The sequence below is a fragment of the Rothia nasimurium genome, from assembly GCF_035916755.1.
In the GTDB taxonomy this organism is placed as follows: domain Bacteria; phylum Actinomycetota; class Actinomycetes; order Actinomycetales; family Micrococcaceae; genus Rothia.
In genome coordinates, this window is sequence record NZ_JAYWIX010000009.1 from 1 (window position 1) to 16,133 (window position 16,133).

9 protein-coding genes and 2 rRNA genes are annotated in these 16,133 nt (G+C 57.5%); 2 read left to right on the forward strand and 9 right to left on the reverse strand.

Annotation, left to right across the window (positions count from 1 at the left end):
* Positions 1–48: 48 nt before the first annotated feature.
* From VSX42_RS10260 to VSX42_RS10300, 9 genes are all read right to left on the reverse strand, one after another.
* Positions 49–3,140 (reverse strand): 23S ribosomal RNA (locus VSX42_RS10260).
* A gap of 376 nt (positions 3,141–3,516) precedes the next feature.
* Positions 3,517–5,047: ribosomal RNA gene (locus VSX42_RS10265) — 16S ribosomal RNA — on the reverse strand.
* Together the 16S and 23S rRNA genes form the textbook arrangement of a ribosomal RNA operon.
* 850 nt (positions 5,048–5,897) lie before the next feature.
* A complete protein-coding gene (gene tyrS, locus VSX42_RS10270; protein WP_326504190.1) occupies positions 5,898–7,205 on the reverse strand; it encodes a tyrosine--tRNA ligase in 1,308 nt (435 codons plus the stop codon).
* A gap of 200 nt (positions 7,206–7,405) precedes the next feature.
* Positions 7,406–9,706: an AAA family ATPase gene (locus VSX42_RS10275; RefSeq protein WP_326504191.1), complete on the reverse strand. Its 2,301-nt coding sequence runs from the start codon at positions 9,704–9,706 to the stop codon at positions 7,406–7,408.
* A 121-nt stretch (positions 9,707–9,827) separates the two neighbouring features.
* Positions 9,828–10,082: a Txe/YoeB family addiction module toxin gene (locus VSX42_RS10280; protein ID WP_237186795.1), complete on the reverse strand. Its 255-nt coding sequence runs from the start codon at positions 10,080–10,082 to the stop codon at positions 9,828–9,830.
* Positions 10,083–10,085: 3 nt separating this feature from the next.
* Positions 10,086–10,340, reverse strand: coding sequence for a type II toxin-antitoxin system Phd/YefM family antitoxin (locus VSX42_RS10285; RefSeq protein WP_237197118.1), 255 nt, complete (start codon positions 10,338–10,340; stop codon positions 10,086–10,088).
* Between the two features lie 152 nt (positions 10,341–10,492).
* Positions 10,493–11,044: an adenine phosphoribosyltransferase gene (locus VSX42_RS10290; RefSeq protein ID WP_135011408.1), complete on the reverse strand. Its 552-nt coding sequence runs from the start codon at positions 11,042–11,044 to the stop codon at positions 10,493–10,495.
* Positions 11,045–11,053: 9 nt separating this feature from the next.
* The gene (gene argH, locus VSX42_RS10295; RefSeq protein WP_326504192.1) at positions 11,054–12,496 is read right to left on the reverse strand and encodes an argininosuccinate lyase; all 1,443 of its coding nucleotides are present in this window, start codon (positions 12,494–12,496) and stop codon (positions 11,054–11,056) included.
* A gap of 120 nt (positions 12,497–12,616) precedes the next feature.
* Positions 12,617–13,819 (reverse strand): argininosuccinate synthase, encoded by a 1,203-nt coding sequence (locus VSX42_RS10300; RefSeq protein ID WP_326504193.1) that lies wholly within the window; start codon positions 13,817–13,819, stop codon positions 12,617–12,619.
* A 222-nt stretch (positions 13,820–14,041) separates the two neighbouring features.
* Here VSX42_RS10300 and VSX42_RS10305 point away from each other — a divergent pair, with 222 nt between their 5' ends.
* Positions 14,042–14,476: a hypothetical protein gene (locus tag VSX42_RS10305; protein WP_326504194.1), complete on the forward strand. Its 435-nt coding sequence runs from the start codon at positions 14,042–14,044 to the stop codon at positions 14,474–14,476.
* Positions 14,477–14,523: 47 nt separating this feature from the next.
* The gene (locus VSX42_RS10310; RefSeq protein ID WP_326504195.1) at positions 14,524–16,107 is read left to right on the forward strand and encodes a HAMP domain-containing sensor histidine kinase; all 1,584 of its coding nucleotides are present in this window, start codon (positions 14,524–14,526) and stop codon (positions 16,105–16,107) included.
* Positions 16,108–16,133: the final 26 nt, after the last annotated feature.

Sequence of the window (16,133 nt, forward strand, 5' to 3'; positions counted from 1 at the left end):
TTATCTCAAAACCATACAGTGGACACAAACAAACAAAACTCAGTCAAAAAGTGTAAGCCTTCGGACTATTAGTACCAGTCAACTCCACGGGCATTCCCCGCGTCCATACCTGGCCTATCAACCCCATCATCTATAGGGATCCTCACACAACAAACGTTGCCAGGAAATCTCATCTCGAAACAGGCTTCCCGCTTAGATGCTTTCAGCGGTTATCCCTCCCGAACGTAGCCAATCAGCCATGCACCTGGCGGTACAACTGACATACCAGAGGTTCGTCCGTCCCGGTCCTCTCGTACTAAGGACAGCCTTTCTCAAATTTCCAACGCGCGCAGCGGATAGGGACCGAACTGTCTCACGACGTTCTGAACCCAGCTCGCGTACCGCTTTAATGGGCGAACAGCCCAACCCTTGGGACCAACTCCAGCCCCAGGATGCGACGAGCCGACATCGAGGTGCCAAACCATGCCGTCGATATGGACTCTTGGGCAAGATCAGCCTGTTATCCCCGAGGTACCTTTTATCCGTTGAGCGACGGCCGTTCCACAACGTACCGCCGGATCACTAGTCCCGACTTTCGTCCCTGCTCGACCTGCCAGTCTCACAGTCAAGCTCCCTTGTGCACTTACACTCAACACCTGATTGCCAACCAGGCTGAGGGAACCTTTGGGCGCCTCCGTTACTCTTTGGGAGGCAACCGCCCCAGTTAAACTACCCATCAGGCACTGTCCCTGACCCGGATCACGGGCCGAAGTTAGACATCCAGAGCGACCAGAGTGGTATTTCAACAACGACTCCACAAACACTAGCGTGCCTGCTTCACAGTCTCCCACCTATCCTACACAAGCCACACCGAACACCAATACCAAACTATAGTAAAGGTCACGGGGTCTTTCCGTCCTGCTGCGCGAAACGAGCATCTTTACTCGTACTGCAATTTCGCCGAGTTCATGGTTGAGACAGTAGGGAAGTCGTTACTCCATTCGTGCAGGTCGGAACTTACCCGACAAGGAATTTCGCTACCTTAGGATGGTTATAGTTACCACCGCCGTTTACTGGGGCTTAAATTCTCAGCTTCGCCACAAAATGGCTAACCAATCCTCTTAACCTTCCAGCACCGGGCAGGAGTCAGTCCGTATACATCGTCTTACGACTTCGCACGGACCTGTGTTTTTGATAAACAGTCGCTTCCCCCAATTCTCTGCGACCCATACACGCTCACGGCCGCACGGACCGGTCACGCTCAAGGCTCCCCTTCTCCCGAAGTTACGGGGACATTTTGCCGAGTTCCTTAACCATGATTCTCTCGATCGCCTTAGTATTCTCTACCTGATCACCTGTGTCGGTTTCGGGTACGGGCGGCTAAAACCTCACGTCGATGCTTTTCTCGGCAGCATAGGATCACCAAATCCCCCACAACAGGGTCCCATCACGTCTCAGGCCAACACCGGCGCATTTAACAACCGGATACCCTACACGCTTAGACCACGACAACCATCGCGTGGCTTGGCTACCTTCCTGCGTCACACCTGTTAATACGTTTACCTCCAAAAATCGGGTCCTGCAGTCCACCATAAGCCCCCCACCACAAACGGCAGGGTTACAAACAGCTTCTCACAGTTAGCATCAAAATATCAGTATGGGCGGTTTTTCGCCGGTACGGGAATATCAACCCGTTATCCATCGACTACGCCTGTCGGCCTCGCCTTAGGCCCCGACTAACCCAGGGCAGATTAGCTTGACCCTGGAACCCTTGATCATCCGGCGCACGGGTTTCTCACCCGTGATTCGCTACTCATGCCTGCATTCTCACTCGCATACCCTCCACCACTGGTTTACACCGCAGCTTCACCGGATACACGACGCTCCCCTACCCAACCAGCAAAAAACTGATTGCCATAACTTCGGTGGTGTACTTGAGCCCCGCTACATTATCGGCGCAGAATCACTTGACCAGTGAGCTATTACGCACTCTTTCAAGGGTGGCTGCTTCTAAGCCAACCTCCTGGTTGTCTAAGCAACTCCACATCCTTTCCCACTTAGTACACGCTTAGGGACCTTAGTTGATGGTCTGGGCTGTTTCCCTCTCGACAATGAAGCTTATCCCCCACTGTCTCACTGCTACGCTCTCACTTACCGGCATTCGGAGTTTAGCTGACGTCAGTAACCCTGTGGGGCCCATCGGCCATCCAGTAGCTCTACCTCCGGCAAGAAACACGCAACGCTGCACCTAAATGCATTTCGGGGAGAACCAGCTATCACAGAGTTTGATTGGCCTTTCACCCCTATCCACAGCTCATCCCCTCCATTTTCAACTGAAGTGGGTTCGGTCCTCCACGACGTCTTACCGTCGCTTCAACCTGGCCATGGATAGATCACTCCGCTTCGGGTCTAGATCCTGCCACTCAAACGCCCTATTCAGACTCGCTTTCGCTACGGCTTCCCCACACGGGTTAACCTCGCGACAGAACACTAACTCGCAGGCTCATTCTTCAAAAGGCACGCTGTCACCCCACAAGGCTCCAACGGCTTGTAAGCACACGGTTTCAGGTACTATTTCACTCCCCTCCCGGGGTACTTTTCACCATTCCCTCACGGTACTGATTCACTATCGGTCACTAGAAAGTATTTAGACTTACCAGGTGGTCCTGGCAGATTCACACGAGATTCCACGAGCCCCGTGCTACTCGGGTGGCACACACGCGGTCTAACACATTACGATTACAGGACTCTCACCCTCTCCGGTCGCCCATCCCAAGGCGTTCACCTACATGCTAGAACATCACGTCAACAGCCGGTTGAAACTGTTATGCGTACTCCCACAACCCCCATGATGCAACCCTCAACCGGTATCACACACCACAGGTTTAGTCTCTTCCGCTTTCGCTCGCCACTACTCACAGAATCATTAGTTATTTTCTCTTCCTGAGGGTACTGAGATGTTTCACTTCCCCCCGTTCCCTCCAACCAGCCTATACATTCAACTGGTGGTAACAAACCATGATGGCTTGCTGGGTTTCCCCATTCGGACATCCTGGGATCAACGCCCTGTTATCGGCTCCCCCAGGCTTTTCGCAGATTCACACGTCCTTCATCGGCTTCTAGTGCCAAGGCATCCACCGTGTGCCCTTAATAACTTACACACAGATAAAATCAAAGATAATAAAACCTTGACTAACTAAGTACAAAATCAAAAGTATCAAAGAAACCCAATCACTAGAGATTGAGAAATCTTCATTACATTCGAAGATGCTCGCGTCCACTATACAGTTCTCAAACAACAACCCGATACCACTCAAGGCAACCAGGAAAAACCTGACCACTACTCTCATGCCGGGAACCTGAGAGCAACAAACCACGCATGGCTTGTTACCTCAAAACCCAAAAGCGCACCAGCATCACACCATTCCTATCAGCACCCACCAAAGGGCACCTGAACCAACATTCCACCCATGAGCAAACCACCCAAACGACACTCGCGTCCAGCGTGGCTCAACCAAAATTGTTGAAGCTCCTTAGAAAGGAGGTGATCCAGCCGCACCTTCCGGTACGGCTACCTTGTTACGACTTAGTCCCAATCGCCAATCCCACCTTCGACGACTCCCTCCCACAAGGGGTTAGGCCATCGGCTTCGGGTGTTACCAACTTTCGTGACTTGACGGGCGGTGTGTACAAGGCCCGGGAACGTATTCACCGCAGCGTTGCTGATCTGCGATTACTAGCGACTCCGACTTCATGGGGTCGAGTTGCAGACCCCAATCCGAACTGAGACCGGCTTTTTGGGATTAGCTCAACCTCACAGTATCGCAACCCTTTGTACCGGCCATTGTAGCATGCGTGAAGCCCAAGACATAAGGGGCATGATGATTTGACGTCATCCCCACCTTCCTCCGAGTTGACCCCGGCAGTCTCCTATGAGTCCCCACCATTACGTGCTGGCAACATAGAACGAGGGTTGCGCTCGTTGCGGGACTTAACCCAACATCTCACGACACGAGCTGACGACAACCATGCACCACCTGTATACCAGCCCCAAAGGGAAACTCTATCTCTAGAGCGGTCCAGTATATGTCAAGCCTTGGTAAGGTTCTTCGCGTTGCATCGAATTAATCCGCATGCTCCGCCGCTTGTGCGGGCCCCCGTCAATTTCTTTGAGTTTTAGCCTTGCGGCCGTACTCCCCAGGCGGGGCACTTAATGCGTTAGCTACGGCGCGGAAAACGTGGAATGCCCCCCACACCTAGTGCCCAACGTTTACGGCATGGACTACCAGGGTATCTAATCCTGTTTGCTCCCCATGCTTTCGCTTCTCAGCGTCAGTTACAGCCCAGAGACCTGCCTTCGCCATTGGTGTTCCTCCTGATATCTGCGCATTTCACCGCTACACCAGGAATTCCAGTCTCCCCTACTGCACTCTAGTTAGCCCGTACCCACTGCAAACCCGGGGTTAAGCCCCGGGCTTTCACAGCAGACGCGACAAACCGCCTACAAGCTCTTTACGCCCAATAATTCCGGACAACGCTCGCGCCCTACGTATTACCGCGGCTGCTGGCACGTAGTTAGCCGGCGCTTCTTCTGCAGGTACCGTCACTTTCGCTTCTTCCCTGCTGAAAGAGGTTTACAACCCGAAGGCCGTCATCCCTCACGCGGCGTCGCTGCATCAGGCTTGCGCCCATTGTGCAATATTCCCCACTGCTGCCTCCCGTAGGAGTCTGGGCCGTGTCTCAGTCCCAGTGTGGCCGGTCACCCTCTCAGGCCGGCTACCCGTCGTCGCCTTGGTGAGCCGTTACCTCACCAACAAGCTGATAGGCCGTGAGCCCATCTAAAACCAGTACATATCCCTTTCCACCAGCATCCCATGCGGGAACTGGTCGTATCCGGTATTAGACCTCGTTTCCAAGGCTTATCCCAGAGTTAAAGGCAGGTTACTCACGTATTACTCACCCGTTCGCCACTAATCCAACCCTGCAAGCAGGGCCTTCATCGTTCGACTTGCATGTGTTAAGCACGCCGCCAGCGTTCGTCCTGAGCCAGAATCAAACTCTCCGTTAGAAAAATGAAGTAGTTGATGATCCTGGTCTCTGATTGTTAGCGAACCATTCACCACGGGGTGGTGTGGTTCGAGCTGACGAATCTGAAACCATGTGATTATCAAATTCAGTGAGAAACCAAGGGGTTTCTCACGTCTTGTATAAATATTTGGTATCAGTTCAACTTCCGCACTACCTGGTGTTCATGGTGAACACTAGTGTGTAGTGTGGACGATAAGAATGTTATGTATAACATTGGTACGCTATTGAGTTTTCAAGCAACAAACCGCATTCTCAACCCTAGCCAGTGGAACTGGCCGGTGTTTCGTATCGGTCATTCTCAAGTTTTTGTGTCACCCGTTTGGGCAACTCATTCAGTCTATAATGCTTTTCCCATCATCGCAACTCGCCAGAGCGTGACGATAGCCACAAGCTCTTTTCTTTACTTCAAAGCCTAAGCTTCAAACCCGAAAACCAGTTCAATCAACTCTCCCTGGGAGCCTTTATCAACTCAACTTGTGGTGCACTATTCGATTATGTTTCGCTTTCGACCGGTTACCCGCGCCTCAGCGACTCGTTATACTTTACGCAGGTTTTTTGGAGCACGCAACCCGATTGGGGCTCTTTTTCCCTCACAACACCACCCAAACCCACCCAAACAAAGGTGTTTCCCCTAGTAAAAAGCGGGTTAAATTTTCTCAAAAATATTTTGAAAAACTTTTCCAGCCTCGCAGAACCCCACCCTAGCCTGACTCCGTTTTCCCGCACTTTTACCACCCTGACAAGGGCAAATAGAAAAACCCGCCCCATTCTCTCCCGTGTTTAAGGATGAGAGGTGGGGCGGGCGTCCTCGCTGAAGAGAAGGACTTAACTTACTGGGCAACCTCAACAACTGCCATGTTCTTCTTGCCGCGGCGAACTACCGCGTACTTGCCGAGAAGCAGGTCAGATTCGGTGAGGGCGGCGTCCTCGCCCTGTACCTTGACGTTGTTGATTGCTGCGCCGCCTTCCTTGAGGGTGCGGCGGGCCTCGGACTTAGAGGTAGAAAGGCCGGTTTCGGTCAGCACAGTCACCATGTCCAGCTGGTCAGCTGAAAGTACCGCGTGGGGCAGCTCGGCGGTAGCGGCCTTGAGGGTGGCCTCGTCCAGGGCCGCGAAATCGCCCTTGCCGAAGAGAGCCTCAGAAGCAGCGATCACCTTTTCGGTAGCTTCAACACCGTGTACCAGAGAGGTCACCTCGTAGGCCAGGGTCTTCTGGGCTAGGCGCTTGAAGGGCTCTTCTTCAACAGACTTCTGCAGGGCAGCGATCTCGTCGCGGGTCTTGAAGGTGAAGACCTTGAGGCGGTCAGCTACGTCAGCGTCAGCGGTGTTCAGCCAGAACTGGTAGAAGGCGTAGGGTGAGCACATCTCGGGGTCAAGCCAGATAGCGTTACCCTCAGACTTACCAAACTTGGTGCCGTCAGAGTTAGTAATGAGCGGGGTGCCCAGGGCGTGGACAGACTTACCGGTGACCTTGCGGACCAGCTCGGTACCGCTGGTCAGGTTGCCCCACTGATCGGAGCCACCGCACTGAAGGGTCACGCCGTGGCGGCGGTTGAGTTCCAGGAAGTCATTGCCCTGCAGAATCTGGTAGGAGAACTCGGTGTAGGAGATGCCCTCTTCAGAGTTCAGGCGCTTAGCCACGATTTCCTTTTTAATCATGGTGCCCACGCGGAAGTTCTTACCGATTTCGCGCAGGAAATCGATGGCAGATAGTTCGCTGGTCCAGTCCAGGTTATTGACCATCTGGGCCCCGTTCTCGCCCTCAAAAGACAAGAAACGCTCAATCTGGCCGCGCAGACGGCTTACCCAGCCCTCAACAACATCGCGGGAGTTGAGCACACGCTCAGAGGTCTGGCGGGGATCACCAATCAGGCCGGTAGCACCGCCAACCAGGCCGAAGGGGCGGTGGCCAGCCAGCTGCAGGCGACGCATAAGCAGCAGCTGGACCAGGTGCCCCAGGTGCAGGGAAGCTGCGGTGGGGTCGTAACCGATATAGAAGTTCACGGTCTCTTCAGCCAGCGCCTTCTCAAGGGCTTCTTCATCGGTGCTGACGTGCACAAAGCCACGCCACTTCAATTCCTGCCAGATATTCTCGAAGGAATCATCGTTGTGCTGAGCTGCAAGAGTCTCTTCAGACACGGTTACTCCATGGTTAGTAATGAACAAAAAGCAGTGGCAAAGCCACCTCTACAAAGGTACCAGTTCACCGCCGGGGACGGGCAGCGGGCACTTCCGGTGTTCTCTGATTGAGAGAAAGAGAAAGGACGCCCCTCCCCCGCTTCCCTGCCCGCGGGCAGGAAGGGGGTGGGAGCGTCCTTGCGCTACGGAATCTCGTGCAGCTACTCGGTAGGGGCGATGCCCGCGGGCAGCTCACGAGAAGCGAGCAGGTGCAGGCGCTGGGTGGGGCGGGTCATGGAGACATACAGGTCGCCCACCGAACCGTTAGCTGCACGCACCAGGTCGGCAGGCTCAACGATAATCACGGTGTCGAACTCTAGACCCTTGGCTTCCCAGGGGGTCAGAATTAGTACTTGGTGTTCCAGGGCAGAGGCCGAGGTGCCCAGCTTACCCTTGTGCTCGGCAGCAATCGCCAGGGCGGTCTCGCGGTAGCGTTCCTCGCTGACAATCACGCCAATAAGGCCACCGGCGCCCTGCTCCAACTCATCGCTGACGGTGCTCACCACAGCCGGGTAGAGGGCGTCCTCACCCACGATACGGGCGGACGGCGCCCACTTGCCCTCGCGCACGGCGCGGGGGGCAGAGATATCCAGGCCGGCAGCACGGGCAACCTCAACGGCGGCGTCCGAAATCTGGGCGGGGGTACGGTAGTTGACGGTCAGCTCGTCCAGGGTGAAGCGCTCCCCCACAAAAGGCTCAAGAGCCTGCGCCCAGGACTGCGACGCTGCTGCCGAAGATGCCTGCGCGATATCGCCAACAATCGTAAAGGACTTCATGGGGCAGCGGCGCATGAGCAGGCGCCATTGCATGGGGGAAAGCTCCTGGGCCTCGTCAACTACCACGTGCCCGTAGGCCCAGGTGCGGTCGGCCTGCGCAGCGCGGGCAGCGGTCATACGCTCACCGCGCTCCTCGTTCAGCTCGGCAATCTGCTCGGCGGTAACTACGCCGTCCACGCCCATATCGGCCAGCTGCTGGTCTACGTTCTCCAGGGCCTTACGGGCGTTTTCGAGATTGGCCTGGTGGGCCGCCTCAGCGCGGGCAGCGGCTCCGGCACCGGCGACCTTGGAAAAATCACCGAGAAGCTCCGCAGCTTCATCTAGCAGGGGCACATCGGACTCGGTAAAGGGCAGGTTCGCTGCGCGCGCCAGGACGTCACGCTCAGTGTCGGTGAGGACGCCCGCGGTTGCGCTCTGCAGGTATTCCGGCTTTGAAAACAGCGAGCGCACCAGGGTCTCGGGTGACAGGGGCATCCAGGCGAGGTTGATAGCTCGGCGGACGTCCAGGGACCCGCGGACATCGTCTTCGAGGTAGGGGCGGTCAACCGCGTGGCCGGCGGCGGCATCCAGCTTTTCGTTGAGCTGGACGGTGAGCTCTTTCAGGAGCACCTTCACAAAGGTTTCCCGAGCCTCATTATGGGGTTTGCCGGTTGAACGCGCCGTGTTGCGGGCGTGCTTGACCATGCCGGGGGTCATCTCGATGGCGGTAGAGTCCACGTACATCTTCACGGGCTTGGCCGGTACTTTCTGACGGTCGGCTACTGCCTTTTTGATGACCTCGGCCATGCGTAAATCGCCCTTGACCCTAGCAACAGCGGGGTCGGTTTCGGGTACGGCCTTGATACCCGGGTACAGGGTTGCAAGAGACGACATGACCACGCCGGTCTCGCCCAGGGAGGGCAGCACGCGCTCGATGTACCACATGAAGGAAGCGGAGGGGCCAACGACCAGAACACCGGCATTGTTGAGACGCTCGCGGAAGGTGTAGAGCAGGTAGGCGGCACGGTGCAGGGCAACGGCGGTTTTACCGGTACCGGGGCCGCCCTGCACAACGCGGACGCCCGCCAGGTCGGCGCGGATAATGGCGTCCTGCTCTGCCTGAATTGTCGCCACGATATCGCCCATGCGGCCAGTGCGCTTGCGGTTCAGGGCCGCCAGCAGGGCACCCTCACCGTGCAGGTTCTCATCGCCGTCCTCAAGCAGGGTTGAGTCGAGCACATCGTCTTCGAAGCCGGTGACTTCGCGGCGCTCTAGCATCAGGTGGCGGCGGCGGCGCACACCCTGCCGGTTGAAAGCGGTGGCCTGATAGAAGGTGCCGGCTTCGGGGGCACGCCAGTCAATGAGCAAGCGCTCGTGGTCTTCGGTTGCCAGGCCGATACGGCCGATGTAGCGGATAGCCTCGTCGTCGAGGTCAAGACGGCCAAAAGCCAGGCGGTGGTCAACAGCGTTGTACTGGGCCAGGCGGTCTTCATAGTGCTGGGCGTAGGCGTCACGCTCTGAACGGTTCTGGTGGCTGCCAACAGCCTGGTTCTTGCGGGTGCTCTTGAGCTTTTTCTCGTTAATCTCTCGGAGCTCATCGAGGCGGGCGTACAGCCTGCCCACGTAGGCTCGTTCACCTGCCAGCTGAGCCTCGTAGGCTTTTTCAGCGGCAGTCTGCTCACCGGTTGCGGTTGTATTCTCGGTCAAGAGGGAACCCTTCATCGCGGAAAATTCAAGCCCTCCATTCTACCCGTACGCCCGAACAAAAAGAAAGGACGCCCGCGGCAGCTCGGTGGGGCAGGGCGCCCAGACTTTCAATCGCTGCCTATCAGTAGTGGTATCTGCAGGCGGCAATCAAGATTGACGTATCTGTTATCGCATAAATGAGTCTGTGTTCGTCTGTAATCCGCCGCGACCAGAACCCTGACCAGTCGTGTTTAAGGGCCTCGGGTTTGCCGATACCCTCGTGCCCGTTGCGGGCAATATCTTTGATCAGAGTGTTAATGCGTTTAAGGACTTTGCGGTCCTGCTGCTGCCACCAGAGGTAGTCTTCCCAGGCGTTTTCATCCCACACGATTTTCATGTCTTACTCTTCGATCAGCTGGTGCTCTTCCCCCAGACCAGCTTTCAGCCGCGCGATTGAGTCAGAGATTCGACGAGCGTTCCGGGGAGAGCGCATGAGGTAGGCGGCTTCTTTGAGGGACTCATAGTCTTCGAGCGACAGCATGACGACGGGGTCGTGCCCCACTCTAGTGATGACGACTTCTTCGCGGTCGTTGATAACAGAATCCATGACCTCTGCGTAACGAGCCCGAGATTCTGAATAGGTCATTGTTTTCATTCCACACAACCTTTCTTGTACGACCTATTGTACGTCCAGCAGTTTCTCCCAGGAAGCCTAACCGAAACAAAAGACCCCGGTTTTCGTGCATTCACCCCAGGTAAAAACCAGGGTAACTGCATGAAAACCGGGGTACTACGCGGGGGCAGTCTCTATTCCGCGACCAGAGACAGGGCCTCCAGGCGGTGGCCAGCCAGGATTTCGCGTCCGCCCAGGCCCTCAAGCTCCAGGAGCACGCCAATGCCGGCGACCTTCAGGTCAGCCATCTCCATCAGGTGGGTGGCCGCCTCAAGGGTGCCTCCGGTGGCCAGAAGGTCATCCACAATCAGCACACGGGAACCTGCCGGGATGTCGTCCTTGTGAATCTCAATCGCAGCCTGACCGTATTCGAGGGAGTATTCCTTCATGTAGGTATCGCGAGGCAGCTTACCAGCCTTACGCACGGTCATGACGCCGGTGCCGGCAATGTAGGCGATAGCCGAAGCCATCAAAAAGCCGCGCGCTTCAACGCCAGCTACGATATCGAACTGACCCTCAAAACGCTGGGCGAGCTCTTCCATAGACGCCCGGAAGACCTGCGGGTTAGCGAACAGGGTGGTGACGTCGTAGAAGAGGATGCCTTCCTTGGGGTAGTCCTGAATCTGCGCGCAGGCAGCGGGAATCTGCTCCTCAAGGGGCAGGGAAGAATCAACGGGCTTAATCATGCTTTTAGCCTAGCTGATGACCTGGGTGCGGGCCGCGAAAGCACGCGCAGGTTCTAGCTCACTCTTGAGCGCTTCCAGCTGGGCAGCCACAGCGGACGGGGCGGTGCCGCCCTGGGCGCTCCGGGAGTTCAAAGACCCCTCAACGGTGAGCACTTCGCGGACGCCAGCGTGCAGGGCAGGTGAGATCGCCAGGTAGTCCTCGTCGGTCAGGTCCCACAGCTCGCAGTCCTTCTCTTCGCAGACGCGCACAGCTTCACCGGCCAGTTCGTGGGCCACGCGGAAGGGTACACCCTCGCGCACCAGCCACTCGGCAACGTCCGTCGCCAGGGCAAAGCCCTGGGGAGCCAGCTCCGCCAGACGGTCGGTGTTGAAGGTGAGGGTGGCAATCATGCCGGAGACAGCGGGCAGCAGAACTTCAAGCTGGTCGATGGCGTCAAAGACCGGTTCCTTATCTTCCTGCAGGTCGCGGTTGTAGGCCAGGGGCAGGGCCTTCAGGGTTGCCAGCAGGCCGGTAAGGTCACCGATCAGGCGACCGGCCTTACCGCGGGCAAGCTCAGCGATATCGGGGTTCTTCTTCTGCGGCATAATCGATGAGCCGGTGGAGAAGGAGTCGTGCAGGGTTACGAAGGAGAACTCCTTGGTTGCCCAGAGAATAATCTCTTCAGAGATGCGGGAGAGGTCCACCGAAATCATGGCGGCAATCCAGGCGAACTCGGCGTAGACATCGCGAGAGGCAGTGCCGTCGATAGAGTTGTGGGTTGCAGAGTTGAAGCCCAGGTCAGCGGCAACAGCTTCCGGATCCAGGCCCAGTGAAGAGCCCGCGAGCGCCCCGGAGCCGTAGGGGGAGACAGCGGCGCGCTTGTCCCAGTCAATCAGGCGGTCGAGGTCGCGGGACAGGGCCCAGGCGTGGGCCAGGAGCTGGTGGGAGAGCAGGACGGGCTGGGCGTGCTGCAGGTGGGTGCGGCCGGGCATGGGTGCGTAAGGGTGGGCCTCGGACTGGGCGATGAGGGCATCGATGGTATCCATGACGCCCTTAGCAATGATGGAGGCGTGGTCACGCAGGTACATGCGGCCCAGGGTGGCAATCTGGTCGTTGCGGGAGCGACCAGCCCGCAGCTTGCCGCCCAGCTCAGCACCGGCGCGTTCAATCAGGCCCTTTTCCAAGGAGCCGTGGACGTCCTCGTCCGACTCTGCCGGGGTGTAGGCGCCAGAACGGACGTCGGCTTCAAGCTGGTCGAGGGCTGCAATCATGCCGGTGAGCTCGTCATCGGTGAGCAGACCGGCCTTAGCCAGCACACGGGCGTGGGCACGGGAGCCTGCAATATCGTAGGGCGCTAGACGCCAGTCGAACTGGGTTGACTTCGATAGGGCAGCAAGAGCCTCAGAGGGGCCGCCTGCGAAGCGTCCGCCCCAGAGAGCGCCATCGTTGGTACCGTGCTTTTCAGCTGACATAGTTTTACCTTTACGGGGTTGGGAAAATCGTGCGGGGTAAGGCAAAAGCCGCCCGCCGGCGTCCTCACCCTTGAGCAGGGTAAGGACGCGCGGGGTTGGGCGGCTGAAGCGGGGCCGGTTTTAGAGGCCCAGGCGCTGGTCGCGGGCTGAAGCGACCTTGGAGGACATACCGAACAGCTCAATGAAGCCGCGGGCCATGGACTGATCGAAGGTGTCGCCTTCGTCGTAGGTGGCCAGGTTGAAGTCGTAGAGGGAGGTCTCTGACTTACGGCCGGTAACAACGGCGCGGCCACCGTGCAGATCCATGCGGATATCGCCATTGACCATCTTCTGGGTGTCGTTGATGAAGGCGTCCAGGGACTTCTTCAGGGGTGAAAACCACTGGCCGTCGTAGACCAGTTCGGTCCAGCGCTGACCAACAATCTTCTTGAAGCGGGCCTGCTCGCGCTCGATGGTGACGTTTTCGAGTTCCTTGTGGGCAGCCATGAGGGCCATTGCGCCAGGAGCCTCGTAGATTTCGCGGGACTTGATGCCGACTAGGCGGTCTTCGACGATGTCGATGCGGCCGATACCCTGGGCACCTGCGCGGCGGTTCATAATCTCGATAGCTTCAAGCGGGGTGACAGCCTGGCCGTCGATGGCAACGGGGATGCCCTCCTTGAAGGAGATGACGACAGTATCGGGGGCGGGAGCGAAGGTGGGGTCGTCGGTGTAGTCGTAGACATCCTTGGTGGGGCCGTTCCAGATGTCTTCGAGGAAGCCGGTTTCAACAGCACGGCCCCAGACGTTCTGGTCGATGGAGAAGGGGTTCTTCTTGGTGGTGACGATCGGCAGGTTGTTCTTTTCTGCGTAGTCGATGGCTTTCTCGCGGGTCAGAGCCAGGTCACGCACGGGGGCGATGCACTTGAGATTGGGACCCAGGGTCTGGATGCCTACCTCGAAACGGACCTGGTCGTTGCCCTTACCTGTGCAGCCGTGGGCTACGGTGGTGGCGCCGAACTGCTTGGCGGCAGCTACCAGGTGCTTGGTGATGACGGGGCGGGAAACAGCTGATACCAGGGGGTAGGCATCCATGTAAAGGGCGTTGGCCTTGAGAGCGGGCATGCAGTACTCGTTGGCGAACTCATCGCGAGCATCTGCCACGTAGGCTTCTACAGCACCGCAGTCGAGAGCACGCTGGCGGATGGTCTCAAGGTCCTCGCCACCCTGCCCTACGTCAACGGCAACGGCAATAACTTCGGCGCCGGTAGCTTCGCCGATCCAGCCGATGGCTACTGAGGTGTCAAGACCGCCTGAGTAGGCCAGGACGATGCGCTCTTTCATGGTGCTCCTTGAGGTATTACGTTCAGGGGCGGGAGGTCCCCGCAGGTTCTATAAATAATTATGCACACTCAGACATAATTATGCAAAACGTATCGGTTAGTGATACGCGCTACTATCATCGCGCGGCTACCCCAAACCAGCAAGAGAAACGCGCACCCGAAAATGAAAAAACCTTAATGGAATACTCACAGAACTTTTAAAGATGGCTGACACACTAGAAACATGCTCAAGAAATACATCTTCGGAATCCTACTGCTTGCAGCTGTTGGAATGGTCGCCGCTCTCGCTCTACTCATGAGCTTTCGAGGCCAGCTCAGCTATGAGGTAGACCCCATCGTCCTTGACCGCACCACCTCCCCCAGCTCGTCAGCGTCCGCCTCTGCTGGCCCCTCACCGTCGGCGACAAGCGAGAGCCCCAGCCCTGAGCCCACCACGGAGCAGGCAGCTGACCAGGCCACCCCGGCTGAAGAAGCCCCCGCGGTCGTGGAGCAGGCACCTGCCGAAGCCCCGGTCGTTGAACAAGCTCCGGCAGTTGTTGAAGCCCCCACCCCCGTCGTGGTCGAGCAGGTACCGGCACCTGTGGTTGTCGAGCCAGCACCCGCCCCCCGTCGTCGTGGAGCAGGCGCCCGCGCCTGCCCCGGCACCGGAGGACGATGACGACGACGACTACGAGGTCGATGACGATGACGATGACGATGACAACGATGACTAATCCCTTCAAAAAGCTCCGGTCCAAGCAGCGCTCACAGGAGCAGACCAGTGTGCAGAACCCGCGCACCGGGTCAGTGCGATTGCGCATCGTAGCCTGGATGGTTCTGGTCACGGCTTTTATCATCACCGGCCTGATCTTCACGGTGCGGGAGATTCTTATCAGTGAGGTGGGCGCCAACGCCGCAGCGAGCACCGAAAGCGAAATTTCAGAGTTCCGCACCTTCGCTGAACTCGGGGTAGACCCCACCACCGCTGCCCCCTTCGAAGACCTAGGCCAGATGCTCACAGTCTTTGTCTCCCGCCAGTTCACCGGCTATTCAGAGCAACTCATCGGTGTAACCAGCAACCAGGTCATTTTCATCGAAGAACAGCAAGACTACGCCGAAGAAACCGGCTACAGGCTCCCCCAGGACCAGAATCTACTGGCACTCATCACAGGCTACGAACAGACGTCGGGGATTGAGCAGACCCCGGCCGGCCCGGTTCACTGGGGCAAGGTGGAGGTCAGCCTCAATACCGATGCCGGAACCCAAACCGGGCACCTCGTTGTTGTGGAATACATCCAGCCTGAGCTCGATGCGGTACAGCACACCATTGTCACTATGATTTGGGTAGGGCTCGGTGGGCTGGCAGCTACCGTGCTCATCGCCTGGCTGGTTGCAGGCAGAATCACCAAACCGATTCGTAGCCTACGCACCGTAGCCCAAGCCATCAACGATAAAAACTTTTCAGGTCGAGTCGCCGTCAAGGGCGATGATGATGTAGCCGCTATGGGCTGCACCTTTAACCAGATGCTTGACAGATTGGAGGAGTCAGCCATGATTGAACGTCAGTTTATGGACGATGTCAGCCACGAGCTGCGCACCCCCATCACCATCGTGCGAGGTCACCTTGAGCTCATGGAGCGCACCGCGGAACAAGATCAGACCCTGCAGCTGGTTGACGACGAACTAGAGCGCATGGGGCGTATCGTCGCTGACCTGCTCACCCTGGCCAAGTCGGAGCGTCCGGACTTTGTCTCTCTCCACCCGGTCGATGTCGCAGATTTGATGATCACCCTTGATTCAAAGGTGCAGGCCTTCACCGACCACCGCTGGATGATTTCAGATATTGCCGAAGGTGAGGTTGATCTTGATGAACAACGCATCACCCAGGCTATGGTGCAGCTCTGTGCCAACGCGGCCCAGTACTCCCCCGAGGGAACCACCATTTCTATCGGCTCAGCTTTCGAGGGAACAGACCCACAGCGTGAACTCAAGTTCTGGGTACGCGACCAGGGCCCCGGCGTCAGCGCAGAAGACGCCGCAACCCTCTTCGAACGCTTCAAACGCAACAACGCCAAGAACCCCGCCACCGCCAAAAAGCACTCGGTGGGAGCAGGGCTGGGGCTGGCCATCGTCCGCTCCATCGCAGAAGCCCACGAGGGTTCCGTATGGATTGCCCAGCCCGACGACGGAATCGGGGCCATCTTCGGCATCACCCTGCCGGTCAACGCCCCCGCAGAGAGCGGCAAGGACGACACTGACGCCCTAGCAGACAGCGTCTCCAGCGTTCGCTACCCCAGCTGGACCAAATAAAACTCTTAGACCCGACCGCACCATCA

Bases quoted from the DNA above. Each gene is read 5' to 3' on its own strand.
- VSX42_RS10280 (WP_237186795.1), bottom strand. From the start codon at position 10,082: ATGAAAATCGTGTGGGATGAAAACGCCTGGGAAGACTACCTCTGGTGG.
- VSX42_RS10300 (WP_326504193.1), bottom strand. From the start codon at position 13,819: ATGAAAGAGCGCATCGTCCTGGCCTACTCAGGCGGTCTTGACACCTCA.
- VSX42_RS10290 (WP_135011408.1), bottom strand. From the start codon at position 11,044: ATGATTAAGCCCGTTGATTCTTCCCTGCCCCTTGAGGAGCAGATTCCC.
- argH (WP_326504192.1), bottom strand. From the start codon at position 12,496: ATGTCAGCTGAAAAGCACGGTACCAACGATGGCGCTCTCTGGGGCGGA.
- VSX42_RS10310 (WP_326504195.1), top strand. From the start codon at position 14,524: ATGACTAATCCCTTCAAAAAGCTCCGGTCCAAGCAGCGCTCACAGGAG.
- VSX42_RS10305 (WP_326504194.1), top strand. From the start codon at position 14,042: ATGCTCAAGAAATACATCTTCGGAATCCTACTGCTTGCAGCTGTTGGA.
- VSX42_RS10285 (WP_237197118.1), bottom strand. From the start codon at position 10,340: ATGAAAACAATGACCTATTCAGAATCTCGGGCTCGTTACGCAGAGGTC.